The sequence below is a fragment of the Synechocystis sp. FACHB-383 genome (assembly GCF_014698605.1).
GTDB classification, from domain to species: Bacteria; Cyanobacteriota; Cyanobacteriia; order Cyanobacteriales; family Microcystaceae; genus Synechocystis; species Synechocystis salina.
Genome location: NZ_JACJTJ010000029.1, coordinates 248142 through 271910 on the forward strand (window position 1 = coordinate 248142; position 23769 = coordinate 271910).

Annotated in this window: 24 protein-coding genes and 2 pseudogenes; 10 read left to right on the plus strand and 16 right to left on the minus strand. The window is 48.9% G+C overall.

The genetic code is table 11. The features are described 5' to 3' along the window. Nucleotides 1-29: 29 nt before the first annotated feature. A complete protein-coding gene (locus H6G45_RS07745; RefSeq protein WP_242018094.1) occupies nucleotides 30-473 on the minus strand; it encodes a DUF6335 family protein in 444 nt (147 codons plus the stop codon). 161 nt (nucleotides 474-634) lie between these two features. Between H6G45_RS07745 and cobO the strand changes: the two genes are divergently transcribed. Next, a complete protein-coding gene (gene cobO / locus H6G45_RS07750; protein WP_190597873.1) occupies nucleotides 635-1246 on the plus strand; it encodes a cob(I)yrinic acid a,c-diamide adenosyltransferase in 612 nt (203 codons plus the stop codon). Between the two features lie 83 nt (nucleotides 1247-1329). Here the strand turns inward: cobO and H6G45_RS07755 are convergent, their stop codons facing one another. After that, nucleotides 1330-1545 (minus strand): hypothetical protein, encoded by a 216-nt coding sequence (locus H6G45_RS07755; protein ID WP_190597874.1) that lies wholly within the window; start codon nucleotides 1543-1545, stop codon nucleotides 1330-1332. Between the two features lie 103 nt (nucleotides 1546-1648). Continuing rightward, the gene (locus tag H6G45_RS07760; RefSeq protein WP_242018095.1) at nucleotides 1649-2920 is read right to left on the minus strand and encodes a SpoIID/LytB domain-containing protein; all 1272 of its coding nucleotides are present in this window, start codon (nucleotides 2918-2920) and stop codon (nucleotides 1649-1651) included. 194 nt (nucleotides 2921-3114) lie between these two features. On the opposite strand from H6G45_RS07760, the gene H6G45_RS07765 reads away from it, so the two are divergent. Genes H6G45_RS07765 through H6G45_RS07780 form a run of 4 tightly spaced genes read left to right on the plus strand, consistent with a single transcriptional unit; the run spans nucleotide 3115 to nucleotide 6227 of the window. After that, nucleotides 3115-4299, plus strand: coding sequence for an NAD(P)H-quinone oxidoreductase subunit H (locus H6G45_RS07765; RefSeq protein WP_010872566.1), 1185 nt, complete (start codon nucleotides 3115-3117; stop codon nucleotides 4297-4299). Nucleotides 4300-4341: 42 nt separating this feature from the next. After that, entirely contained in the window at nucleotides 4342-4722 is a 381-nt protein-coding gene (locus H6G45_RS07770; RefSeq protein ID WP_190597876.1) for a hypothetical protein, read from the plus strand. A 50-nt stretch (nucleotides 4723-4772) separates the two neighbouring features. After that, the gene (locus tag H6G45_RS07775) at nucleotides 4773-5078 is read left to right on the plus strand and encodes a hypothetical protein (protein ID WP_190597877.1); all 306 of its coding nucleotides are present in this window, start codon (nucleotides 4773-4775) and stop codon (nucleotides 5076-5078) included. Nucleotides 5079-5111: 33 nt separating this feature from the next. After that, nucleotides 5112-6227: an alpha/beta fold hydrolase gene (locus H6G45_RS07780; protein WP_190597878.1), complete on the plus strand. Its 1116-nt coding sequence runs from the start codon at nucleotides 5112-5114 to the stop codon at nucleotides 6225-6227. A gap of 84 nt (nucleotides 6228-6311) precedes the next feature. On the opposite strand, the gene coaBC is transcribed toward H6G45_RS07780, so the two are convergent. The 6 genes from coaBC to H6G45_RS07810 all read right to left on the minus strand — a co-directional run bounded on the left by coaBC (nucleotide 6312) and on the right by H6G45_RS07810 (nucleotide 10790). Beyond that, nucleotides 6312-7526 carry a bifunctional phosphopantothenoylcysteine decarboxylase/phosphopantothenate--cysteine ligase CoaBC gene (coaBC, locus tag H6G45_RS07785; RefSeq protein WP_190597879.1) on the minus strand — a complete coding sequence of 405 codons (1215 nt, stop codon included), beginning with the start codon at nucleotides 7524-7526 and terminating at the stop codon, nucleotides 6312-6314. A gap of 12 nt (nucleotides 7527-7538) precedes the next feature. Further along, on the minus strand, nucleotides 7539-7790 hold the full coding sequence (locus tag H6G45_RS07790) for a DUF2555 domain-containing protein (protein ID WP_190597880.1): 252 nt from the start codon (nucleotides 7788-7790) through the stop codon (nucleotides 7539-7541). A 68-nt stretch (nucleotides 7791-7858) separates the two neighbouring features. Beyond that, the gene (locus H6G45_RS07795) at nucleotides 7859-8614 is read right to left on the minus strand and encodes an alpha/beta hydrolase (RefSeq protein ID WP_190597881.1); all 756 of its coding nucleotides are present in this window, start codon (nucleotides 8612-8614) and stop codon (nucleotides 7859-7861) included. A gap of 234 nt (nucleotides 8615-8848) precedes the next feature. Continuing rightward, nucleotides 8849-9361 (minus strand): flavodoxin FldA, encoded by a 513-nt coding sequence (fldA, locus tag H6G45_RS07800; protein ID WP_190597882.1) that lies wholly within the window; start codon nucleotides 9359-9361, stop codon nucleotides 8849-8851. Nucleotides 9362-9417: 56 nt separating this feature from the next. Then, a complete protein-coding gene (locus H6G45_RS07805) occupies nucleotides 9418-9597 on the minus strand; it encodes a hypothetical protein (RefSeq protein WP_190597883.1) in 180 nt (59 codons plus the stop codon). Between the two features lie 164 nt (nucleotides 9598-9761). After that, nucleotides 9762-10790: a chlorophyll a/b binding light-harvesting protein gene (locus H6G45_RS07810; protein ID WP_190597884.1), complete on the minus strand. Its 1029-nt coding sequence runs from the start codon at nucleotides 10788-10790 to the stop codon at nucleotides 9762-9764. A 508-nt stretch (nucleotides 10791-11298) separates the two neighbouring features. Here H6G45_RS07810 and ylqF point away from each other — a divergent pair. Both ylqF and H6G45_RS07820 read left to right on the plus strand, forming a co-directional pair. Continuing rightward, nucleotides 11299-12138 carry a ribosome biogenesis GTPase YlqF gene (gene ylqF / locus H6G45_RS07815; RefSeq protein WP_190597885.1) on the plus strand — a complete coding sequence of 280 codons (840 nt, stop codon included), beginning with the start codon at nucleotides 11299-11301 and terminating at the stop codon, nucleotides 12136-12138. Nucleotides 12139-12213: 75 nt separating this feature from the next. Then, nucleotides 12214-12393 (plus strand): annotated as a pseudogene (locus tag H6G45_RS07820) (ABC transporter ATP-binding protein); the annotation flags it as partial. Nucleotides 12394-12498: 105 nt separating this feature from the next. Here H6G45_RS07820 and H6G45_RS07825 read toward each other — a convergent pair. Next, nucleotides 12499-14367 (minus strand): APC family permease, encoded by a 1869-nt coding sequence (locus H6G45_RS07825; RefSeq protein WP_190597886.1) that lies wholly within the window; start codon nucleotides 14365-14367, stop codon nucleotides 12499-12501. A gap of 260 nt (nucleotides 14368-14627) precedes the next feature. On the opposite strand from H6G45_RS07825, the pseudogene H6G45_RS07830 reads away from it, so the two are divergent. Together H6G45_RS07830 and H6G45_RS07835 are read left to right on the plus strand one after the other, a co-directional pair. Next, nucleotides 14628-14830, plus strand: a pseudogene (locus tag H6G45_RS07830) (ABC transporter ATP-binding protein); the annotation flags it as partial. A 159-nt stretch (nucleotides 14831-14989) separates the two neighbouring features. Continuing rightward, entirely contained in the window at nucleotides 14990-15565 is a 576-nt protein-coding gene (locus H6G45_RS07835; RefSeq protein ID WP_190597887.1) for a Uma2 family endonuclease, read from the plus strand. An 8-nt stretch (nucleotides 15566-15573) separates the two neighbouring features. Here the strand turns inward: H6G45_RS07835 and H6G45_RS07840 are convergent, their stop codons facing one another. The 5 genes from H6G45_RS07840 to murA form a co-directional block, all read right to left on the minus strand. After that, nucleotides 15574-17226, minus strand: a complete 1653-nt coding sequence (locus H6G45_RS07840; protein ID WP_190597888.1) for an acetolactate synthase large subunit — start codon at nucleotides 17224-17226, stop codon at nucleotides 15574-15576. 173 nt (nucleotides 17227-17399) lie between these two features. Next, nucleotides 17400-17867: an OsmC family protein gene (locus tag H6G45_RS19815; protein WP_190597889.1), complete on the minus strand. Its 468-nt coding sequence runs from the start codon at nucleotides 17865-17867 to the stop codon at nucleotides 17400-17402. Between the two features lie 85 nt (nucleotides 17868-17952). Further along, nucleotides 17953-18480, minus strand: a complete 528-nt coding sequence (locus H6G45_RS07850) for a hypothetical protein (protein WP_190597890.1) — start codon at nucleotides 18478-18480, stop codon at nucleotides 17953-17955. Between the two features lie 304 nt (nucleotides 18481-18784). Continuing rightward, the gene (gene fumC / locus H6G45_RS07855) at nucleotides 18785-20185 is read right to left on the minus strand and encodes a class II fumarate hydratase (RefSeq protein WP_190597891.1); all 1401 of its coding nucleotides are present in this window, start codon (nucleotides 20183-20185) and stop codon (nucleotides 18785-18787) included. A 107-nt stretch (nucleotides 20186-20292) separates the two neighbouring features. Continuing rightward, nucleotides 20293-21609, minus strand: coding sequence for a UDP-N-acetylglucosamine 1-carboxyvinyltransferase (murA, locus tag H6G45_RS07860; RefSeq protein WP_190597892.1), 1317 nt, complete (start codon nucleotides 21607-21609; stop codon nucleotides 20293-20295). 529 nt (nucleotides 21610-22138) lie between these two features. On the opposite strand from murA, the gene H6G45_RS07865 reads away from it, so the two are divergent. Then, nucleotides 22139-22600: a hypothetical protein gene (locus H6G45_RS07865; protein WP_190597893.1), complete on the plus strand. Its 462-nt coding sequence runs from the start codon at nucleotides 22139-22141 to the stop codon at nucleotides 22598-22600. Here H6G45_RS07865 and hpnI read toward each other — a convergent pair. Beyond that, a complete protein-coding gene (gene hpnI / locus H6G45_RS07870; protein WP_347338253.1) occupies nucleotides 22590-23765 on the minus strand; it encodes a bacteriohopanetetrol glucosamine biosynthesis glycosyltransferase HpnI in 1176 nt (391 codons plus the stop codon). The genes H6G45_RS07865 and hpnI overlap by 11 nt on opposite strands. Nucleotides 23766-23769 lie beyond the last annotated feature (4 nt).

The following is a 23769-nucleotide window of genomic DNA, read 5'->3' on the forward strand; positions in this document are numbered from 1 at the left end:
AAACTTTCTACCCAAAACTTAATTTGAATTCAGTCTTCGTCCTGGGGATTTTGATGGTCTTCAGCAGAATCGGGGTCCAGTTCCCAACGACGTTGATCCCTAGCCCCAAAGTTTCTTACCGTGGCTACGGGCCGACCGTCCACACTGGCAATGCCCATGGATTGCAGTAATCCTTCCGTCACATTCTGATCGGGGGTAGGATTGTCGCCGCCCACGGCTTCTTCCCCCACCACTTCTGCTTGATACCAGTTGTCATCGGGATCACCGCCGCTGAGGTTGCCATTGTCTAGGTGGGGCATTCTCATCAGTCTGACCACATGACCAAAACCCGTATCCCGGTCAATTAAGCCATCAAAAAAAATGTCATCTTCATCTGATCCCGTCAGGTCTGCGAGCAAAAGTTGCTCAGAGCTATTCTGTTCAGAATCGAGATAATCGTCGCTACAATTGGCAAAATATTGATTGATATCCATTTTTATACCCCCTCTATTGCTAGAGATTTTTCTAAAAGATTAGGTTTTTAATCTATTATTATCGTAAATAAAAATGGAGATCATCGCAGTTTTCACAACAAACTCTTAACATTTGTCCCCTGCAAGAGTTACAATTTTTGCAGAAATTCTTAACAGTTACCATGGCCAATTCCCTGTCCGATGAGCAGTACAAAATTAAGATGCAAAAGCGCAAAGCTTTACAGGATGAGCGCATTGCGGCGGCCAAGGCAGAGAAGGGTCTGGTAATTGTTCACACTGGCAACGGCAAGGGCAAAACCACCGCTGCCCTGGGGATGGTGTTGCGGTCCCTGGGTCATGGTTATCAGGTGGCCATTATTCAGTTCATCAAAGGGGCTTGGGAACCGGCCGAAAAGGCGGCCTTTGCTCCTTGGCAAGACCAATTAACTTTTTTGGCCCTGGGGGAAGGTTTTACGTGGGAAACCCAAGACCGGCAGCGGGACCAGGCGATCGCCCATGCAGCGTGGCAAAAAGCGCTGGAGTATATCCGCAATCCTGATTACCAGCTAGTCCTACTGGATGAGGTAAATGTGGCGTTAAAACTGGGCTATCTGGACGTGGAAACTGTACTAGCGGGACTAGAAGAAAAACCGGAATCTCATCACGTTATTTTGACGGGCCGGGGAGCACCCCAGCCATTGATCGACCGGGCCGATTTAGTCACAGAAATGACCCTGGTCAAGCACCCTTTCCGGGAGCAAAATGTTAAGGCTCAACCAGGCATTGAGTTTTAGTCCCCCTACGGGAAGGATATGCCCTAAACCCTTGGCAAGGCTTGTGGGAAAAGGGTTTGGCTATAAGATCGGTATAATTACAATTAGCTCAATTCCTCGGTGGAACGACTGAGCATGGTTTCTTCCACATGTTTTTCCTGTTGTCGTTCTTCGGCTAACAATTCCCTGGCTTTCTCGTCCAGGTCTTCCGCTACGGTCAATTCTGTTTCTGCCGCCCGAGCCGCCATGTTTTCCTGCAATTGACTTTCGTTCTGACGATCCTTGGCCAGCAGTTCCCTGGCTTTATCTTGGGTACTCATGGTTTTATTTCCGGTGAAAAGGAGTTTGCTTTAGTTAACTGGTAACTTCTTATACTTTATCGAAAAACTGGGGAAGGCCGGGCAAGCAATCAGTCAAAACGACTCAATTTTTTAACACTACCCGGGCCACTTCCACCCCAGGATAGTAACGGCTGAGAATTTGCTGATAGTTGTAACCCTGACGAGCTAAGTCGTAGGCCCCATACTGACTCATGCCTTTACCTTTATGCACCCGGGCCACAATTTCATCCGTGGATGCGTAGAGGGATTCCACCACTCCCCCGTTATGGCTCAACACCTGCCCGAGGGTGGAAGTAACGGCATTATGGGAAGGGCCTTGTTCACTACCGATGCCTTTGTACACTTGCCACCGTTGGGTGTCCCCTAGGTCAAACCACTGGCTGGCGGGCCGCACCATATGGACTAAGGCATAGGAACGGGCGGCGATCGCCTGGGCTTTGAGGGCTTCGGTGGGGGCAGTGGAGTGCATTTCGCTACCGACCACACTGGTTAGATAATGCTCCAAATTGACATAGTTAACCGCTAAGACCTTATCCCCCCTGGGCACCAACAGCACCCTTCCTCGGTACCAACGATCGCCTACGGCCAAATAGCCATTGGCGTCAGCGGTAAACCAGACTACGCCGGGAACCGAACGACCGTTGATCAGCAGACTATTGCCCTGGGCAGTGACGTTAAGACTTTGGCCCGCATTGAGGCTCATCAGCCCTTGCCCTTGACGATTCTGTAGATATCCTTGGCTAGAAACGGCGATCGCCACGCTTGGCACATCCCTCTGAATGCCGACTCGGATTTCCAGCGGTGGGGGAGTGTAGTCCACCGGGGCGGCCATGGGGGGAGCAGCAGCCGCAGTTTGGGGTGTAGCGGCGGTAGGACGGGCCGACGGGGATGGAGCACTATTTTGAACGGAGGAATTATTGCTGTTACCGGACTGCACAGTGGCATTGGGGGCATTATCTGTTACCCCAGCAGTTGTCCCTGGAGAGCTTTTCGCCAAGTTTGCCGCCGTGATGGGACGGGGACTTTTCAAGCCCGAAGCGGAATCCTGGGGAGGGGCAGGAATTTGACTCAGGGGTGGTAACGTCTTAATTAGTTCTTCGCCGGCCATGTCGGCCCTTACTTCGGTGCCATTATCTGTTTTGGCATTGGGTCCCTCTCCATAGCCACTCCAGGCCAATAACAGGGGAATACTGCCAACAGAAGCGAGGGGAATCAGCATCAACCCCCATTTACGGGAAACCCGCCAACGGCCGGCGATCGCCTGAAAAGAAAAACTTTTAGAAGACTTAAGAAATTTGAATAAAGGGAAGGGAAAGGCAGTTATTTTTTTCATGCCACCGGAAAAATTTTTCAAACCACACCCCGCTCCAGCACATTGGAAGCAAAACAACAAAACTTTGAATATTGTAGGCCGGTTTCCCCCAAACGGCCGCCGGGGATCAATCCGCTAGTAATGCCTTGCCTCCCCAAGGGCCATGCCATATCATTTGCTAAAGAGATCTTCTCGTTCAACCACACCACATCCCTGCCGATCGCAGTTTACCGGGTATGACCAAGATTGAAACCAGAACCGAACCAATGGTGCTCAACATGGGGCCCCATCACCCATCTATGCACGGGGTGTTACGCCTGATTGTGACCCTAGATGGGGAAGACGTGGTGGACTGTGAACCAGTGATTGGTTATTTGCACCGAGGCATGGAAAAAATTGCTGAAAGTCGTACCAATATTATGTACGTTCCCTACGTTAGCCGTTGGGACTACGCCGCCGGTATGTTCAACGAAGCCATCACTGTCAATGCACCGGAAAAACTAGCCGATATTGAAGTGCCCAAGCGGGCCCAGTATATCCGGGTGATCATGCTGGAACTGAACCGCATCGCCAACCATTTACTCTGGCTTGGCCCCTTTATGGCGGATGTGGGCGCCCAAACTCCCTTCTTTTATATTTTCCGGGAACGGGAAATGATTTATGACCTGTGGGAAGCTGCTTCTGGTATGCGGTTAATCAACAATAATTATTTCCGCGTTGGTGGGGTTGCAGTGGATCTGCCCTACGGTTGGAATGACAAATGCGAGGACTTTTGTGACTACTTTTTGCCCAAGGTTGACGAGTACGAAAAATTAATTACCAACAACCCCATTTTCCGTCGTCGGGTAGAAGGGGTGGGCACTGTGACCAGGGAAGAGGCCATTAACTGGGGCTTATCCGGCCCCATGCTCCGCGGTTCTGGGGTGAAATGGGATCTGCGCAAGGTGGACCATTACGAGTGCTACGACGAGCTTGATTGGGAAGTGCAGTACGAAACCGCTGGGGATTGTTTTGCCCGTTACTTGGTGCGTATCCGGGAAATGCGGGAATCAGTCAAAATCATTCGTCAGGCCCTCAAAGCCATGCCCGGTGGCCCCTACGAAAATCTGGAAGCCAAGCGACTCCAGGAAGGCAAAAAGTCGGAGTGGAATGATTTCCAATACCAGTACATTGCCAAAAAAGTTGCCCCCACCTTTAAAATCCCCGCTGGCGAACATTACGTGCGCTTGGAGAGCGGCAAAGGAGAGTTGGGCATCTTTATCCAAGGTAATGACGATGTGTTCCCCTGGCGTTGGAAAATCCGTTCTGCGGACTTTAACAACCTGCAAATTCTGCCCCACATCCTTAAGGGGGTAAAGGTGGCGGACATTATGGCAATCCTCGGTAGCATCGACATTATCATGGGATCGGTGGACCGCTAGGTGGGGTTGCCCAGTTCTAATTAAGTTTTTCTCCCTTTTTCCATGGCTAATAAGGTCGTTAAAGCGAAGCATCGCTCTAAATCTAATTTTGGTGATTTTGTCTTCAGTCCCCTAGCCCTATTCCTAGCGGTGGTGGCTTGTATGGGGGGCACGGCCCTTATTAGCTATAAATTGGGGGATGCGGCTCTGGAGGGGGTTGTGCAACCGCCCAGTAACCCCATGGAGCAGTTTGTGATCCCGCCCACGGAAGAGGAAAAGGCCAAAGATGAGTCAGATTCCGGTGCGAAGTTCAAGCCAGTGAATATTCAACAGGTGGCGAAGGAAACTAGGGGATATATCAAAAAACAACAGAAAATGCCTAAGGGGGAAGCTAACTCCACTAATGCTGACCAGGCGGAGACGGATACGGAAAAAAAGTCTTAGATGCTGATGCGCCCAATCCCCCAGTTAGCGGCGAAAATCAAGGGGTATTGATGCGGGTAGAAAATGTTGTCCACGATCGCCGTCGCCTCAAGTTGGCAGTAAGTTTGCAGAATAATGGCCCGGAAGAAGTGGAGTTTCTGTACAGTTTTTTGGAAGTCAGGGACCAGGATAATAATCTGTTGAGCTCCTTTGCCGATTCTTTGCCCCCCACTTTACCCGGCGATCGCCAGGTGTATAACGGCACCATTGAATTATTTGGGCCGTTGCCGGATTCGGTGCGTAGTGTGTCAATCCGTTTAGCCAGCTATCCCGATGAAAAGGTTAAATTGCAGATTGATGCTATTCCTATTCCCTAGCTAGCTAGATTCCACTGAAATTCCAATCAATTTATGCGATCGCCTCTGTTGGCTCCGTCCGAAAAACGTCAAGTGTTACCCCGATTTACCCCCCCTTGGTATTTATCGTCGGGCTTGGCCATGACTATCTACACAGCCTTTGTGGCCAATCAGCGTTGCTTAAACTCAGCCCAGGCCGGGGAACCTGAATATATTGCCCAAGTAATGACCGGCTCCCGGGCCGTGCCCCTACAAACATGGCGATCGCCCATTCCTCCCCAAGCCCAGGGGACCTTAATTGCCACCTATGGCATCACCGGATCCCTGGAAGATCAGGGCTTTTTGCGACAATGGGGACGCTGGGCCCATGAACGGAACTATGGCGTAATTTTATTTGACTGGCGGGCCCACGGTAAATCGGCGGAACTCTCCCCTACCCTCACCTCCGATGGCTTGTATGAAGGGGAGGATTTTGTCTATTTAGCGGCCCAAGCTAAGGCTTTGGGTTATCCTGGCCCCTTTTGGTTTGGGGGTTATTCCCTGGGGGGTCAGCTTGCCCTGTGGGGAGTGTATAAGGGGCAAACCCTGACGGATTGGGCTAACAATGACGCAATTTTAGCTAACCTTTCGCCCACGGACATTGGGGGAGCTATGGCTGTTTGCCCTAGCCTTGATTCCCAGCGCTCCCTCAATTATTTAACTAGCCATCCTGTGGGACGGTATTTGGAAAAGGCGATCGCCAACAAGCTTAAGGAATTGGCCTGGCAGTTACATCGCCACCATCCAGGGGAGTTTGATCCCCAAGCTATTGAACGGGCCAATACCATTTGGGGTTTTGACCACAATTTGGTAATCGATCGCCTGGGATTTGCTTCGGTGGCAGATTATTACGAAGCCAGTAGTGCCCTACCCCTATTAAGCAAAATTGTTAAACCAACCCTATTGCTCTACGCCGCCGATGATCCCATGTTCCATCCCGCCATAGCAGAGGAATTGGCCAGCTTGCAAAGCCAACTTACCGGTGTGGATTTACAGTTAACCCCCAAGGGCGGCCATGTGGGCTACATTGCCAATGCCCGTTGTCAAAGGAAAAACAATGACCCCGACGAAAATTGGGCCATCCACCGCACCCTAGATTGGTTGGATCATCAAAACTCCCCCCCTTCATAAAACTCCCCCCCTTATTAAGGGGGGCTAGGGGGGATTAATCACCATGTCAATAAGGGGAAGCTAGGAGAAGTTAGAGCGGATTAATCAACTTCCCACTCTTTCCAACAAATATTGCCAAATCTGGTGGGCCATGGCCAATTTCGTACAAGGGGCGATCGCCGTTTGGGAACCGTTCCTGTCAATAATTACCGCCTGATTACTGTCACTGCCAAAACCCGCCTGGGGTTGGTCAATGGGATTGGCGACAATTACATCCAGATTTTTTCTCTGTAACTTTTCCTGGGCTGGGGTAATAATATCTCCCGTTTGGGCCGCAAAACCCACTAGCAATTGATGGGGCTGTTTTTGTTTGCCAACCTGGGCAATTAAATCCGGCACTGGGGCCAACGGTAAGCTAGCGGGTAAATCCTGTTTCGCCATTTTGCCCATTACTATTTGGGCGGGTTTAACGTCGGCTACGGCGGCGGCCATCACAATCCAATCCGCCAGGGGAGCTTGGGCCATCAGAGCTTGTTGCATTTGCTCTGCATTAACTACTGCCACACTGGTTACTCCCATGGGTATGGACAAATCCCCTAGGGGACCATGGATGAGAGTCACCGTTGCCCCCCGATCGCCGGCGGATTGAGCCAGAGCTAAACCCATTTTGCCTGTGGACGGATTACCGATAAAACGCACCGCATCAAGGTATTCCTGGGTGCCCCCGGCGGTGATAAGAATCCTTTTACCTCGTAAATCTTCTTGCCCCTGGGTAAACAGCAGGGCCTGCAGTCGGTTAATAATTTGCGTTGGCTCGGCCAAACGTCCCATCCCTCTACGGTCACAGGCCAACAGCCCCCCATTGGGCGCTAACAAATGGTAACGGCGATCGGTCAGCAACTGTTGTAAATTCCTTTGCACTGCCTCCTGTTCCCACATATCCGTATTCATGGCGGGGGCCAAAAGAATCGGACAACGGGAAGCTAGTACCGTATTGCTCAGTAAATCGTCCGCAAAACCATGGCTCAGTTTGGCCAAAGTGTGGGCGGTAAGGGGAGCGATCAAGAAAATATCCGCCCATTCCCCCAAATCAATGTGGAGGGGACGGTGGTGTATGGGTTGCCAAAAATCGGCGTCACAGTAGGCGGGATGGCGGGCCAGGGTGGTAAAAGTTAGGGGCGTGACGAACTTCTCACCTCCGGCCGTGAGAATGACCTTTACTTCTGCCCCCTGCTGAAATAGTTGGGACACCACCTCACAAATTTTATAGGCCGCAATGCCGCCACCCACCCCAATTAGGATGCGTTTCCCCTTCACCATGGGTGGCTAGATTTAAGCTTCGTCATAGGTTTCATTGTCCAACAGGTAAAGATAGGGTTCCGCCAAGTCTTCCCGTTGAAAGGCGATCGCCCGCAGGAGATGCCAATCCTTCAGCCCTTCAAAAGCATCGGTGTAATCGTCATTTTCCAGGCGTTGGGCCAATTGGGCCACATCCTCGGCAGTGAGGGCGGCTACATCTTGTTTACTCAGGTTTTGGACTGACATGGGCAATGCTCCTGAAGTTGACAACCGTCGGCACCTCATATTTTATAGTCTCTGCGGTGGTTGCAACCAAGCGAATCGGCTAAGTTAGGGTTAGACTCGCGGCCAACCTAGGCCAGTAGAGAGGTGGAAGAGGGGGCTTCCTGTCCTTGGAGCGATCGCCAAAATTGTTGTAGTTGGAATGCAGTTATTTCTGGGTGCTCAAACTGAAAAAAATATTTTCCTTCAGGACATAACCAGAGGCGATCGCCAGGTTTTTTCCATCGTTGCCAGCCATTGAATAAACTGGTGTCGATAATGCCGTCTGCTTCCCCCACTGCCACCAAGAGAGGCACAGCAATGTGGTTGGGCAAAATGATTAATTGTTTATACAAACTGTGGGGAGAAATGGAAGTTAATAGATCATTTTCCAGAATATTAACAATGGTTTGGGTCTGACGCAGGGAACAGCAGTTAAATAAATGGTGGGCCATTTGACCAAGGAGCAAATGACGGCTGTAGCGCAGAGCATCAAATTGATTGTAATAATAGGCTTGCCAATCCAGGGCGGGATATACCCCCACAGAAAGTAGGGAGAGGGAACGAACTTTTTCGGGACATTGACGAGCGTACAATAACGCCAACAAACCACTGGTGCTGTGGCCAATTAAATGGACAGGCTGCTCAAAATTTTCCAGATATTCCCCAACTAAATTTAGTCCTGTTGTTAAACAGTTGGGTTCATCGGCGGTTTGATGGTAATCCCATTGTAAAATGGGTTGGCTTTTGCTTAATTGCCGCAGTAAAGGACGATCAAAACGTCTTAATGCTGGGCTAAAGTTGAGCCAGACAATGGGGGTTTCTGGGGGCATATTCTGGTTTTTCATGGTAGGAGTCCAACTAGGGGTAAAAAAGGTTAGGTAAGGATTTAAATGAAGTGAGGAGTAGAAAATAACTCAGTCGAACCTAAAGTATTTACTGGTTAATTAAAGTTAGTTAAAGCTCAAAGCAACTGTGGTAAATGACCAGATGTTTAAGATAAGCTCAAGCAACATGAACTACTGGCGGAGTCGATCAATTATTGGAGAATTGATGGCTGTACACCCCCAGATTGAGAATACCTAGGATTGCAAAATGGGTTTAATTTCACTAACCCATTTTTTGATCCTGCCTTCAGTTAATTCCGGTTGATTGTCCTCATCCAAAGCCAAACCAACAAATTGGTTATTTTTTACCGCTTTTGAATCATCGAAGTCGTAACCAGTGGTGGGCCAAAATCCCACTGTTTTTCCTCCTAATCCACTAATTTTTTCTTCTAAAATACCCATGGCATCTTGAAAGTTGTCAGCGTAACCAACCTGATCGCCTGCACCGAAATAGGCTACTTTTTTACCATTAAAATCAATTTCTTCTAGTTGGTCGTAAAAGCCTTCCCAATCACTCTGGAGTTCCCCCACATTCCAAGTAGGACAACCAATAATGAGGGAATTGTATTGCTGAAAATCATCAACATCAGCTTGGGAAATATCCATCATCTCGACCACACTATCACCGCCCATTTCCTTTTGGATGAGCTCAGCAATGGTTTCCGTGTTGCCGGTTTGGGTACCGTAAAAGAGTCCAATTTTTGTCATGGTTCCTGAAAAGTTAATGAGCTTAATTTTTTTGTAGAAATAATCTGGGGAAGCCGTTAAGCATTAAGTAGAGCTTGGTTTAACAGTTCCGAGGTGTTGAAATAAAGGGGGCTAGTGCTATCGTTGGCGATCGCCTGCATTTGGCGACACTGACAGCAATACCAAACTAAATTTCCTTGGTGTAAATGCCGCAAAAGACAGTGGGAACAGCACAAACAAGTGTGAGGGTGACCCATAATTTTTTAGGCAATGGGAGAGTAAACATCAATTGACTCAAGCAAGGGAATTAAAAAAAGAGGTTTACCATTACCCAGCAATGGAGTCTTAATTTCAGGCTGGCATGGCTAGGCAAAGTAAACCCCGATGCTTGCTTAAGAGAGGAAAAGCTAATGGCTAATGACTAGGTTTGCAGGGAATCCAACGCCTGTTCGACCCGTTTGAAGTCGAAGCCTAAAGCCCGCAGTGCGTGCCAGAGGTGACCTTGCAGAAAGAAAAAGGCCAGGAAAAAGTGAGCATTGGCCAACCAAGCCCTACTGGTGTGGGCATGCATGGGCAGTTCCACGGTGTCCGCAAAATAGGGAAAAATGCCCAATTTAATTGCCAAAGGCGGGCCGTAAAATTCCGGCGGATAGGCCAGGGTATTAACGGCACAAAAGTAGGCTGCCACAAATCCGGCGAGGGCAATGCCCCCCAGGGAATAGGACAAAATGGCTTCCCCGGAAAAGAGCAGAACTTTTTTAGCCCAACTGAAAGGGGGCACCAGAATGTGCCAAATGCCTCCACCAATGAGCAGAACACCAACAAAAATATGTCCCCCCACCAGATCTTCCAGGCTACTGATGCTGGCAAAATGGGTTTGATAACCATAAATAACGAAGGGATCCAACGTTGGTTCGTTCACAAGCCGCACCGTTTGGGTGGTGGCGTCGTACAATCCCCCCCAATACATGGCTTTGCCTGCCAACAGTAGGGCCCCAGCCCCCAGGAACAGGAGATGGTGACCCAAAATCATGCCCAGTTGTTGGGGGTTTTCCCAGGTGAAATGGAATTTTCTGCCCTGGCCCTTAAGGGTACTAAGGTCAGCGGGGGCCCGCAGGGCATGAAACAAAGCCCCAGCCCCCAGTACCGCTGAAGCAATCAGGTGAATACTACCAATGACAAAGTAGGGATAGGTATCCACAATTTGTCCGCCATCGCCCACACCCCAACCGAGGGTGGCTAAATGGGGCAGTAAAATTAATCCCTGGTCCCCCATGGCCTGGGTGGGATCAAAACGGGAAATTTCAAACAGGGTAAAAGCTCCAGCCCAGAAGGCGGTGAGGGCTGCTTGGGCCACATGGGCCGCAATAAAAAGCCCAGACTGATCGGCGAAACGGGCGTTGCCGGCCCACCATTCGTATTGAACGGTGTCGTTGCTATAGGTTTGCACAGAATTGCCTCCTTAATGAGACGACAAATAATAAATTATGGCAATAAGTGCTGGGAACCCTAGGGGGGATGCCGCCATGGAGGCAAAGAATAAAGCGTTCTCTGTCCACCCGAGACCCATTCTGGCTTGACCACAGCGGCGATCGCCAATCTTTCCCTAGGACTAAACTCAAACCACCGATGAAGCAGTTAAGAATCTTTAGCACTTACCCCCGAATTATTATAGGGGCATAAATGAGAATTTATAGCAACTAAAAATATTAAGAAATATTAAGTTGAGCGGGAGTCATGGCCAGGTATGGATTTGACCCCAGGAATGGTAGAGGAAAATTTTATCGGTGAAGTTGATTACAGTAATGGTGTAAAAGATTTACTTTTAACTTGGTGTATATATGCTGATTTTTGGCGATCGCCTAGGGGTAAGGTAACTTCCGGCGGGGATGTGGCAAGCTGTTATGGGTGGGAGCGTGGCCCCCAGAAGCCCTCGTCAGTAAAAAAGTGAACAACTCATGGCCTTAATCCAATGGTATCCCGGGCATATTGCCAAAGCGGAAAGACAACTCCGGGAGCAGTTAAACAAAGTTGACGTGGTGCTGGAAGTAATTGATGCTCGCATTCCCTTGGCATCCCAACACCCCGATGTGCCCCTCTGGGTGGGAGAAAAGCCGAAATTAATTATTCTCAACCGGGTGGATATGATCACACCGGAGTTGCAGGAGCAGTGGTTAACGTGGTTTCGTCAGCAAAATCAAACGGTATATTATGCCAATGCCAAGCAGGGCACCGGGGTGAAGGCCATCAGTAAAGCGGCCCAGCAAGCCGGCAAAGCGGTTAATGAAAGAAGAAAACGGCGGGGCATGCAACCTCGGCCAGTGCGGGCGGTGGTGATGGGTTTTCCTAACGTAGGTAAATCTGCATTAATTAATCGATTGTTGGGGCGCAAGGTGGTGGAAAGTGCCCGGCGGGCGGGGGTAACTAGGCAGTTAAGGTGGATTCGTATTTCCGATAGTTTAGAACTGCTCGATTCCCCTGGGGTGATTCCCCTCAAGCTGGAAAATCAGGCCAATGCCCTGAAATTGGCTATCTGTGAAGACATTGGTGAAGCAGCGTACGAAAATCAGGCGGTGGCGATCGCCATGGTGGATCTGTTGCTGGATTTGTCCCTGGGGGAGGCGTTGACGCACCGTTATCAAGTACCGCCGGAAACTATGAACGGGGATTTGTATTTAATTGCCCTAGCCGATGCCCGCCATAATGGCGATCGGGAAAGGGCCGCAGTGCAATTGCTGAACGATTTTCGCAAAGGGTTACTAGGCCCCCTACCGTTGGAATTGCCCCCGGAGGTTTAGGCTCGGATAGACTTAGGACAAGGGTTAATTCCGAGGGGCGATCGAAATCACTACTACTTTTGCTTCATCCTTGGCGCCGATCGCCTGGTGACGATGGCCAATGGGCCCCACGCCAACATTGGGGAAATTATGACTATCCCCTTTGCCCGGCCCCGCGATCAAGACCGGATTATGGAAGACCCCATCTATTAACAGTTGCGTAACTACGCCCTCGACTTCCTCGATAACCGCTTTGCCCACGACGACGTGGCTTGAGATTGAAATTTCTCAAGTTTTCAAAAGGGTTCCTAGTTATGAATAATTAGCGAACCGCGCTAAGCTCAAATGTTTTTACAAAGATTACAATTCAGTATCAAGAGCCTAACCACTAACATGAATACGGGGGCGATTTTGGGGATTGGGTTCGGCTTTTCGCAATACTTCGCGGGTCAGAATAGGAATATCTCCTTCCCCAAACAAGAGAAATCTTAGTAAATATTCCAAGGGATTGCCCTCCGTCCAACCAAAATACACAGAGGGTAAATGGCCAGTTTGATCCCGTAAATAGAGTAATAAAGCGGCGATCGCATTGGGAACCGCTGAACTTTGAACCCGCAGAATTTGATATTTATCCAGATAAATGCCCCGTACATGGATGGCATCCACAAACACGGAAGCGTCTACTACGTCCACTTCCAAGAAAATCAAGGGGTCACTTTTGCTAATGTGGTTATTATGGCGTGCAGATTGTTCCTTTTGCCGATATTCCTGGAATTCCTTTTTAAAAGGACGATGGGCAATCAGGTGAATGCTTTGATGTTGGTATTTAGACAAAATTTCTTGGGCTGAGTCATCTAATTCAATGGATGTGACCCGCAGTTCGGTGGAGCGAAACACCCGAGAAATTAACGAGGTGGTGACAATGGTAGTGATAAAGAAAATGGCGAGACGAATCCCATCTGGTCGTTCGATGATGTTGACAATGGTGGTGTAAATAAATACAAGGGCGATCGCCGCAAAAATGCCCGTGCTCCAACGGGAACGTTGACGATGAAAAAAGAGAGCCACCGCAATTGCTGCCGAACTCATTAGCACCAAAACTCCTGTGGCATAGGCTGCCCCTTGGGCATCTACGTTAGCGCGAAAAATTAACGTTATCGCAAAGGTGATCGCCATAAAAATGATTACCAAAGGTTTAACCGCCCGAGTCCATTCCGGGGCCATGCCATACCGAGGTAAATAACGGGGAACTAAATTTAATAATCCCGCCAAGGCTGATGCCCCAGCAAACCACAAAATGGTGATCGTGCTGAGATCATAAACCGTCCCAAAAATTTCCCCTAAATAGCGATGGGCTAAGTAGGCTAACGCTCGACCATTGGCTTGCCCTCCTGGTTGAAAAGCGGCAGTGGGAATTAATAACGTCGTCACCCAAATACTGGCCAGCAGAAATAGGCTCATAATGACGGCGGCAGTCACTAGTAAATGATGGGTATTACGAATCCTTCCCACAGGGTTACTTTCTTGATCCGTAGGGTCACCCTTTACCAGGGGCATAACCACAACCCCCGTTTCAAACCCCGATAGTCCCAAAGCCAGTTTGGGAAATAATAGGGCGCTAATTCCTAAAACTATCCAAGGATTATGGTGATGGGCACTCAGACCAGCTTGCCATTGGGGAAAGACCATGGGGTTTAGACTGATTTGATAGATACCCATGGCAATGACGACCAAATTTAAGCCTAAATAAACAACAACAATGACCACCGCAAAACCAATCACCTCCCGAAAGCCCTTCAAAAACAATGCTCCCAGCAAGGCAATCAATATCAGGGTGAGGGGGATTTCTTGACCGTGCAACCAGCGAACTAATAGGGGATTTTCAACCAAATGAGCTGTGGCATCGGCGGCGGAGAGAGTAATAGTAATAATAAAATCCGTCCCGGCAAACCCCAGCAAAATCAGTACTAAAAATTTGCCATGCCACCAAGGTAGAGAATGTTCCAACATGGCGATCGATCCTTCTCCGTGGGGGCTGAGTCTAGCCACATTCCGATATACGGGTAATGCCCCAAATAAGGTGACCAGCACTAAAATCAGGGTCGCAATGGGAGCCATGTCCCCAGCGGCAAGGACAGCAATCCCAGGTTGATAACCCAAAGTCGAAAAATAATCCACTCCGGTTAAACACATCACCTGCCACCAAGGATGTGATGAAACAGGATGTTCATGGGTCGGTGAAGACGGCATAGAACCTAGAAATGGGATAACTTTTGAAGATTTTTCAAGTGTAGGTTAGAACGGCGATCGAGATTGTCCACACATCCATCCGTCAATTTACTGCCACTGCCTTGGATCTGGTTTTTCCCTTGGGTTAATAATGCAATTAAAATAATTATGGGTTCTCAAAAACGACATGACCCACATTTCTCCCCTATGGAGCTTAGAATCCGCACCAATTAAGTCCGCAGTGGTAAAAGTTTGGCCAGTTAACCCGATTCCGACGTCTAGTTTTTTGCCTTAATCGCCTGGTGATGATGACCGGCCCCACGCCAACATTGGGGTAATTATGACTGCTCCCTTTTCTCGCCACAGGGATCGAAACCGAATTATAGAATCCCCCACATCCCTACATCCCTCACCTATTACCAGTTTCGTAACTACGCTTTGGACTTCCTCTATAAATCGCTTTGCCCACGACGACGTGGCTTAGTAGTTCGTAGCCCAGACGCTACTCCCAAATTATTTAGGCCTATTCCCCTACTTTTTGGGAGAAACGAATATTTCCTCAACAAAAAAATCGTTCCAGCTAGATTGTCGCTTCCTTTAGAATGGAAACCAACGCCACATCAATGTCTCTGGGATAAAGTCAATGCCCGCCGCCCTAACCATTAAACTTGATAGCCTATCCTTTTCTGATGAGCAATTTTATCAACTCTGTTTGGCTAATCGAGAGCTACGTTTTGAGCGTAATTCCCAGGGAGATTTAGTGATTATGTCACCTATCGGAGGCGAAACCAGTAACCGTAACGGCATTTTGATACTACGTCTAGGTCTTTGGGCAGAACGGGATGGCACCGGAATTTTTTTCGATTCTTCTGGGGGCTTTCGCTTACCTAATGGGGCCGACCGATCGCCGGATGCAGCCTGGTTAAAACGGGAACGATGGGAAAGCTTAACCCCGGAACAACAACAGAGATTTGTGCCCCTCTGCCCGGACTTTGTCGTTGAATTAAGATCGCCCAGTGATGACCTAAAACCCCTGCGGGAAAAAATGCAAGAGTATCAAGAAAATGGTGCTCAATTGGGTTGGTTAATTGATCGCCAAACTCGCACCGTAGAAATTTATCGTCCTGGTCAGGCGGTGGAAGTTTTAGAAAATCCTGAAAGCCTCAGTGGTGAAGCTATATTGCCAGAATTTGTTTTAGAGTTAGCGCCGATTTGGTAGATCCCTATCTACTCCCAAATTTCGCAGGCCAGTTCCCCCGCTTTTTGGGAGAAACGGATGTTTTCCCGGTAGTCCACTGGGCAATCAATGACGGTGGGTACAGGTTGGGCCAAGGCTTCCTTAAGAATGGGGATTAGATCCGCGGCTGCTTCCACCCGGTAACCCTTCAGTCCCATACTTTCGGCAAACTTGACAAAGTCTGGATTGCCAAACTTAATAAAACTGGATTCGCCAAATTGGTTGATCTGTTTCCATTCAATCAGTCCGTAGCCGTTGTCGTTAAAGATTAACGTGACGAAGGGAGTGCCCACCCGCATGGCCGTTTCCAGTTCTTGACAGTTCATCATAAAACCACCGTCCCCTGTCACTGCGACAATATTGCGCTCAGGATAGACCAACTTAGCGGCGATCGCCCCAGGAATGGCAATGCCCATGGCGGCAAAACCATTGGAGATTAAACAGGTATTGGGGCTGTCACAGTGGTAATGGCGGGCCATCCACATCTTGTGGGCCCCCACATCGGAAATAACCACGTCATCGGGGCCCATCACTTGGCGCAGGTCATAAATAATTTTTTGGGGTTTGACAGGAAAACCATCATCATTGGCATAGCATTCATACTCGGCCCGGATATCCCCCCGCAGGGAAGCGCCGTAGGGAGTGGGTTTCCCTTGGCGATCACATCGTTTGAGTAAATCCATCAGGGAGTCGGTAATGTCCCCCACCACTTCCACTTGGGGAATGTAACTGCTGTCGATTTCCGCTGGGGTGGAGCCAATGTGCACAATGGGCAAATCTCCAGTGGGGTTCCATTTTTTGGGGGAATATTCGATCAGGTCGTAGCCCACCGCAATGACCAAATCACTTTTTTCAAAGGCACAGGTGATGTGATCCCGCTGTTGTAAACCCACCGTCCAGAGGGAAAGGGGATGGGTGTAAGGGATGGTGCCTTTGCCCATGAAGGTGTTGGCCACCGGAATATTCAAACTAGTGGCAAATTCCGTCAGAGCTTCACTGGCTTCAGCCCGGATCGTGCCATTGCCGGCCAAAATAATGGGGTTTTTGGCCTTGGAAATGGCCGTGGCCGCTGTGCCCAAGGTCCGAAAAGCTGCATAAACCTTTTCCCGGCTGTCCCGTCGCAGGGGTTTACCATCCACCGGCATGGCAGCAATATTTTCCGGCAAATCAATGTGGGTGGCCCCCGGTTTTTCGCTCTGGGCCAGTTTAAAAGCTTTGCGTACCACTTCGGGGGTAATACTGGGTCGGACAATTTGCCTAGTCCATTTGGTCACCGGGGCAAACATGGCCACTAAATCCAAATATTGGTGGGACTCAATGTGCATCCGGTCAGTGCCCACCTGGCCTGTGATGGCGACCAGGGGAGCACCGTCCAAATTGGCATCCGCTACCCCAGTCATAAGGTTGGTAGCTCCAGGCCCAAGGGTGGAAAGACAAACCCCTGCTTTGCCGGTTAAACGGCCGTAAACGTCGGCCATAAAGGCCGCTCCCTGCTCGTGGCGGGTGGTAATAAAGCGGATGGGTGAGTTTTTCAGCGCTTCGAGGATGTGGAGATTTTCCTCTCCGGGTACGCCAAAAATGTATTCAACATCTTCATTTTCCAGACATTGAACCAATAGGTCTGCAGTGTTCATTTCCCCCATGGTGGTGCCTAGTTCCCCTAGCTGTGTGAGCTATTTGAAATAAAAGTACTTTCAATACCTCCCCCTAGCCTAACGAATCCGGAGGGGTTTTGGCAGGTAATTTCTAGCTTTGCACCCAGGGTTGCCTCGGTAATGGGTTAATCGGCGAGCAAATTTTCCGTAGCAGCGCCTTATTAAGCATTTATTTCAGTGGTTACCACTGTTTTTACCGAGTTGGCAATAAAACATTGTTCATGGGACAGATGATGCATTTTTTCAAGATCTTCTCTTGAAGGAGTTCTGTCACCGGTAAACACAGTTTTTGGACGAAGAGTAACTTTAGTCATGGATATTCTACCTGATTGGTCATTCTCCACGATGCCTATAGCATCATCAATATAGCTTTCAACTACAAATCTTTTTTTGGCAGCGATTGATAAGAAAAAGAGCATATGACAACTTGATAACGAAGCGACAAATGCCTCTTCAGGATCAACATTCGCTTCGACTGAATACGGTAGAGGTACAACATGAGGTGATGACGAAGCCGATACGCTAACTCCTCCATCAAACTCCCAAACATGTCCACGACTATATTTATTATCGATATATGGTTCATCTCTTCTGCGAGTCCATTTCACTGAAGCGTAATATTCAGACACTCTTTGTCTCCTTCGGGCTAGTTGATGCTTAACGTTCCCATTATATAGATTGCAAAAAGCTTTCATCATAAGTACATGATTTAGCTCACATCAGATCTGTCTTGATTTTCTTAGCTCTTCCTGCAACCGATTTCCTGGGATCGCGAGCTAATATCTCCAAATGCGGTAGCAACCACTCTTTTAATATCGAGTCCTTTATTGCCCATTTACTTAGGGTATCCATTGTATTGTTTAAGACGATCCAATCTGTGTAGTTTTCAAGATTATCTTGAAGAATCTTCTTTGCACTGGTTTTCTGCGCCTCCGACATAAAGATCGAAAGAGTCTGAAATAAATTTGCTAAAGTCCATTGTGCCGAGGGCTGATTAATCTTTGATATTTCAGAAATAAATTTATCAATATACGGAACAAGCCATTCAGGATTTTCTAAGGATATTCTCTTGATGGCATTAGATGTGCGAAGTCGAACAATTTCATCGGCACTGAAATAACAATTGTATAAATCCGAAAGTCTTGCGGAATTGGCTAATACTATATCAACCACCTCAATTGTTCTACCAAGAGAGTTGGGATGCCCTCCTGTAAGCATTTTTTCAAAAGATTCACTTGTCATACCCGTCTTCTCTTTAAGCTAAGGCTTATTTCCCTTCAACATTGTAGGCTATCCGGTAGAGCGGCTTTATTTCTGCATAACTATTGATTATGCAGAAAATTTCCGTATAAAACCCTCCACAGTCACAATATGCGGAAAAATTTGGTGCATCACACCATTTTGGAGCGATCGCAAGAAAATTTCGGACCATCATTCCCAAAAATGTGTTGGTTAGATTAGAGTGCGGCAAAAAGCAATAATAACAGTTGTCTTTCAGTGTCTATAGACGATAAATGCCAACATTCTACGTTTTTTTGCAAAATGCCTAATCGGCGATCGGGGCAATCATTTGCTCCGGAATTACCCAAGCGTCGAACTGTTCTGGGGTCAACAAACCCAAATTCACAGCGGCTTGTTTAAGGGTAATGCCTTGGCTAAAGGCGGTTTTGGCTACTTGGGCGGCATTGTCGTAACCAATGTGGGGATTGAGGGCGGTGACGAGCATTAAGGAATTGTCTAAAAATTCTTTGACTTTGCTTTTGTTTACTTCTAATCCTGTGACCAAATTTTGCTGGAAACTGGCACAGCTATCACTGAGCAAATGAATGGATTGGAGCAAGTTGTGGATGATGACCGGTTTAAACACGTTCAGTTCAAAGTTGCCTTGGCTGGCGGCAAAACCGATGGTGGCATCGTTCCCCATTACCTGCACACAGACCATGGTCAGAGCTTCACATTGGGTGGGGTTAACTTTCCCCGGCATGATGGAAGACCCCGGTTCATTGGCCGGTAGCATCAATTCCCCCAGGCCACAGCGGGGCCCAGAACCCATCCAGCGCAGATCATTGGCAATTTTCATTAGGGAAGTAGCAATGCTTTTCAGCACTCCACTGACAAAGGCGATCGCCTCGTGGCCGGCCAGGGCAGCGAATTTGTTGGGGGCGGAAACAAAAGGATAGCCGGTTAACTGGGCAATTTCCTGGGCTACTTTTTCTGCAAATTGGGGATGGCTATTTAAGCCGGTGCCCACCGCGGTTCCCCCCAGGGCCAGTTCTAACAATCCTGGTAGGCAATGATTGAGCTGGGTTAACCCCTGTTCTAACTGAGCGACATAACCAGAAAATTCCTGCCCTAAAGTTAGGGGCACCGCATCCATCAGATGGGTACGGCCAATTTTGGTGATGGTAGCAAAGCTGTCTGCTTTTTCCTCGAGACTATCCCGCAGAGCTTGCAAACTGGGAATTAATTTAGTTTGCAGACCTTCCACCGCCGCAATGTGCATCGCCGTAGGGAACGTGTCGTTGGAGGACTGGGACATATTGACATGGTCATTGGGATGGATCGGATTTTTACTACCCAATTCTCCCCCCGCCATGGCGATCGCCCGATTGGCAATCACTTCGTTAACGTTCATATTGGTTTGGGTGCCACTGCCGGTCTGCCAAATGCGTAAAGGAAAATGGTCTAACCACTGCCCGGCGATAATTTCGTCCGCTGCCTGAATAATTAACTCTGCCTTGTCCCCTGGCAATTTACCCAAATCCCGGTTGGTAATTGCGGCCGCTTTTTTAAGAATACCGAAAGCCCGAATTAAATCCGGGGGCATCACGTCACTACCAATGTCAAAAAACATTAGGGAACGCTGGGTTTGGGCTCCCCACAGGCGATCGGCTGGTACTTCCAAGGGACCCATGCTGTCGGTTTCAAGGCGGTGGGAATTTACCATGGCGAAATTTGCAAATGTTTTTCTAGTGGCAACGCGGTGACCAACAATCAGCAAAAAGGACTAACAGGCGATCGCCCATTAGTCCCCCCATCAAATCAACGGAACCTTTAAAGACTGACGGGCTGTTCAATCCTGGTTAACTTAGCCCCCAGCTTACGCAATTTACCTTCAATGTCTTCGTAACCCCGGTCTAAATGGCGCAGACCTTGGACAATGGTTTTACCTTCGGCGGCCAACCCGGCAATTACCAACGCGGCGGAAGCTCGCAAATCGGTGGACATCACCGGCGCACCGGAGAGGAAGGGCACCCCTTGAATAAAGGCCGCATTACCTTTGAGCTTGATATTAGCCCCCATACGTTGTAACTCCGCCACATGTTGGAGGCGGTTTTCAAACACAGTTTCCGTGACCACACTGTTACCTTCACTTACCGCCAGCAAGGCCATGAATTGGGCCTGCATATCGGTGGGAAAACCTGGGTAGGGTAGGGTTTCGATATCTGTGCCCCGCAGATCCCGGGGAATCAAACGCACCCGATCCGGGGCATCGATCGCCACTTCTGGGCCAATCTCCCGCAATTTAGCAATGGCGGAGGCCAGGTGATCCGGCACCACAGGGAAAAGACTAATTTCGGAATGGGTGATGGCCCCGGCACAGAGAAATGTGGCCGCCTCAATGCGATCGGGAATAATGGGAAAGTCGGTGCTGTGGAGTTTTTCTACCCCGTTGATAATAATACGACTGGAGCCATCCCCCCGGATCTGGGCCCCCATGGAACGGCAGAAGTTAGCTAAATCAACAATTTCCGGTTCCCGGGCGGCGTTATCAATGACTGTTTCCCCTTCTGCTAGGGTGGCGGCCATCAATATAGTTTCCGTTGCCCCCACACTGGGATAATCCAAGTAAATTTTCGCCCCGGTCAAACGACGACCATTACCCTTAATGCTGGCATTGACTACCCCGTGCTCAATGTGGACGTCAGCACCCATGGCCTGTAAACCCCGCACATGGAGGTCCACCGGCCTGGTGCCAATGGCACACCCCCCTGGTAAAGGCACCTTGGTCATACCCAAACGGGATAGTAGGGGGCCAATGACGAAAAAGCTGGCCCGCAGTTGGGAGACCAAATCATAGGGAGCAGGGCCATGGCCCACGTGACTGGCATCCACCACCAGGCGATCGCCATCCCGTTTGAGCTTGACCCCAATGGCAGCCAAAATTTGGCACATTTTGTCAATATCGGCCAGGGCAGGCAGATTACTGAGGCGACAATCATCGGAACAAAGGATGGTACCGGCCATGATCGCCAAAGCGGAATTTTTAGCCCCACTAATGCGGACTTCCCCCCGTAGGGAGGCCCGGCCTTCAATTTCAATAACCGTCTGGGTTTCTTCGGTAGCAGTAGGGGTAGCAACTTGGAGCACGGGTTTTCACAACCTCCAACAAAAGGGGAAAAAAGTTAACACCAGTCCTTTGGTTTCGTCGTCAGGGGAATTGTCAACCCATTGTTGCCCACACCCCACCAACGTCTATCCCAGGACAACCCAGACAAGATCAACAAATTATGTTTATCAACCAATGTGTTTTTAGCATTCAATGGGATTGTTCAGCAAGAACTGTGCAAAACCAATTGTCTAGGCAAATATGCTTAACATCCTATACCGGATAAGTCAATTTGTAACATTCAGTTTACAAATCGCCCGGAGTAGGGTGAGTAAGCTGGGCCTATAGATAGGGCTGGACGTGCCAAAAGTTCCCCTCTCCTTAGCCATGCCAGAACAACGCTTTACTCCAAGTTCTCCGACAATTCAGTTTTTGAGTTTTGCCCTCTCAAAAAATACTTCCCAGTCTGGAGAGTAATTGTTGAAGGGTCTCACTTAAATTGTGGTAGGCTCCCACTCAATGAAGATAATCAGAACTTTACTTTAGCCGTTATTTTTATTCATTAAAGCCATGGGTTGCCCAGATTTTGCCACCAATGTCACTTTTCTCCCTACTAGACAAGCTAAGCGTCCCCGCCATCGTAAAAGGTCTAAACGTCGCCCCATCCATTGCCCGATCCACGGTTGTTACCTAGATAGCGTCAGCCAAAAACATGGACTCTATGCTGATCAAATTGTCCAACTACGGAGCCGGGGCTACACCCATAAAAAAGCTAGTCTCGTGCTTGGCGATCGCCCTACTGTCAGTCTCACCGGAGAATGGCTAGAAGAATTTTGGTGCCCGGAATGTCAAAGCAAGCAATGGTACTATGTAAGCAAGGAAGCCAATATTTACGTTGTTACCCCGGCGCCCCGTAGTCTTTGGCAAACTGCCACCGGAGTAATTGATCCCAAGGGAAATCCTTCCGTCAGTCAATACACTAAGACTAATGCCAATCAGCACCGACTCAAATCATCCCGCTTTAATTTTTAGGGGTAGGGGAAGCCAGTACCATTTTGCCTCCCTTGGTAAGACGATAGGGGATACCCCGCCATAGCACTTGCCGTTGGGAAAAGGATAGGGCCCAAAAAATTAGGCCACAGCAGTCCCTCAGCGGCAATAACGCCAAATAGCGGAGGCTTTCCCCATCTTCTAGTTGCCGTGCAACTGTGGCTGCCGTTCCATAACGAATAGCTAGGGTTATAAACAGAATTAGCCAAGCCCAAGACTCAGACCAGTGACAAAGGCTGAATAAAAGGGCAAAGGGCACGGCACGGATGATAACGGTGGCTAAAAACGGGGCGGGACGGGCTAGATAGGTATTTTGATCCCAATAAATTTGATGGCTCCACCAACTTTGCCATTGTTCTAAATCCACCACCGCGTCAATCACATAGGGCAACAACACCATTTTTAAGCCGCTGGTCCAAACCCTCCTGCCCAGTTCAAAGTCTTCCACCAAATAGTCCGCCAAGGCGGTTAATCCCCCCAATTGGGTCAGAGTCGATCGCCGAATGGCAATGGAAGGGCCTAAACAAGCTTTGGAGGCTCCGGTTACTTCCGCAAACAGCACACTGGGTATAAAGTCAGCATTGATAGTCAGTAGTTCTAAAGCTTCGTACCAGGTTTGGGCTTGGGTCAATTTGAAGGGAGTAGTGACGCAACCCACTAGGGGGTCGACCAGGGGACTGACTATGGTTGCCAGGTAATCGGGGCACAGATGGGTGTCACTGTCGCTAATCACCAAAATGTCATATTTAGCCTGTTTTAATCCCCCTAGGAGATTATTAACTTTACCGTTGGCCCCCTGTTCAACCTCATCCACGGCGACAATGATTTTTTCTGGACCGAATTCTGCTTGCAGCTTTTTGACCAGGGCCAGGGCCGGATCCTGGGGATCTTGCACACAGTAAATTACTTCATAGGCCGGATAATTCTGCTGGGCAATGGTGCGTAAATTAGCTTCTAAGTTTTTTTCCAGACCCCGTACTGGCTTCAACACCGATACCCCTGGTTGGAAATCCTGTTTAGGCAGGGATCTTCCCAGAAAAATCTTGGTGGTAGCCACCGTCAGCAGGTTATACACAATGCCCCCGGCTATGGGCAATAAACATAACCAGGAAAAAATTTCCCACCATTGGCCTTGGCCCACATTCACCCCG

What these genes read in the sequence shown, in the direction of transcription:
- H6G45_RS07745 (WP_242018094.1), bottom strand. Translation starts at nt 473, where the DNA reads ATGGATATCAATCAATATTTTGCCAATTGTAGCGACGATTATCTCGAT.
- cobO (WP_190597873.1), top strand. Translation starts at nt 635, where the DNA reads ATGGCCAATTCCCTGTCCGATGAGCAGTACAAAATTAAGATGCAAAAG.
- H6G45_RS07755 (WP_190597874.1), bottom strand. Translation starts at nt 1,545, where the DNA reads ATGAGTACCCAAGATAAAGCCAGGGAACTGCTGGCCAAGGATCGTCAG.
- H6G45_RS07765 (WP_010872566.1), top strand. Translation starts at nt 3,115, where the DNA reads ATGACCAAGATTGAAACCAGAACCGAACCAATGGTGCTCAACATGGGG.
- H6G45_RS07770 (WP_190597876.1), top strand. Translation starts at nt 4,342, where the DNA reads ATGGCTAATAAGGTCGTTAAAGCGAAGCATCGCTCTAAATCTAATTTT.
- H6G45_RS07775 (WP_190597877.1), top strand. Translation starts at nt 4,773, where the DNA reads ATGCGGGTAGAAAATGTTGTCCACGATCGCCGTCGCCTCAAGTTGGCA.
- H6G45_RS07780 (WP_190597878.1), top strand. Translation starts at nt 5,112, where the DNA reads ATGCGATCGCCTCTGTTGGCTCCGTCCGAAAAACGTCAAGTGTTACCC.
- coaBC (WP_190597879.1), bottom strand. Translation starts at nt 7,526, where the DNA reads ATGGTGAAGGGGAAACGCATCCTAATTGGGGTGGGTGGCGGCATTGCG.
- H6G45_RS07790 (WP_190597880.1), bottom strand. Translation starts at nt 7,790, where the DNA reads ATGAGGTGCCGACGGTTGTCAACTTCAGGAGCATTGCCCATGTCAGTC.
- H6G45_RS07795 (WP_190597881.1), bottom strand. Translation starts at nt 8,614, where the DNA reads ATGAAAAACCAGAATATGCCCCCAGAAACCCCCATTGTCTGGCTCAAC.
- fldA (WP_190597882.1), bottom strand. Translation starts at nt 9,361, where the DNA reads ATGACAAAAATTGGACTCTTTTACGGTACCCAAACCGGCAACACGGAA.
- H6G45_RS07805 (WP_190597883.1), bottom strand. Translation starts at nt 9,597, where the DNA reads ATGGGTCACCCTCACACTTGTTTGTGCTGTTCCCACTGTCTTTTGCGG.
- ylqF (WP_190597885.1), top strand. Translation starts at nt 11,299, where the DNA reads ATGGCCTTAATCCAATGGTATCCCGGGCATATTGCCAAAGCGGAAAGA.
- H6G45_RS07825 (WP_190597886.1), bottom strand. Translation starts at nt 14,367, where the DNA reads ATGCCGTCTTCACCGACCCATGAACATCCTGTTTCATCACATCCTTGG.
- H6G45_RS07835 (WP_190597887.1), top strand. Translation starts at nt 14,990, where the DNA reads ATGCCCGCCGCCCTAACCATTAAACTTGATAGCCTATCCTTTTCTGAT.
- H6G45_RS07840 (WP_190597888.1), bottom strand. Translation starts at nt 17,226, where the DNA reads ATGGGGGAAATGAACACTGCAGACCTATTGGTTCAATGTCTGGAAAAT.
- H6G45_RS07850 (WP_190597890.1), bottom strand. Translation starts at nt 18,480, where the DNA reads ATGACAAGTGAATCTTTTGAAAAAATGCTTACAGGAGGGCATCCCAAC.
- fumC (WP_190597891.1), bottom strand. Translation starts at nt 20,185, where the DNA reads ATGGTAAATTCCCACCGCCTTGAAACCGACAGCATGGGTCCCTTGGAA.
- H6G45_RS07865 (WP_190597893.1), top strand. Translation starts at nt 22,139, where the DNA reads ATGGGTTGCCCAGATTTTGCCACCAATGTCACTTTTCTCCCTACTAGA.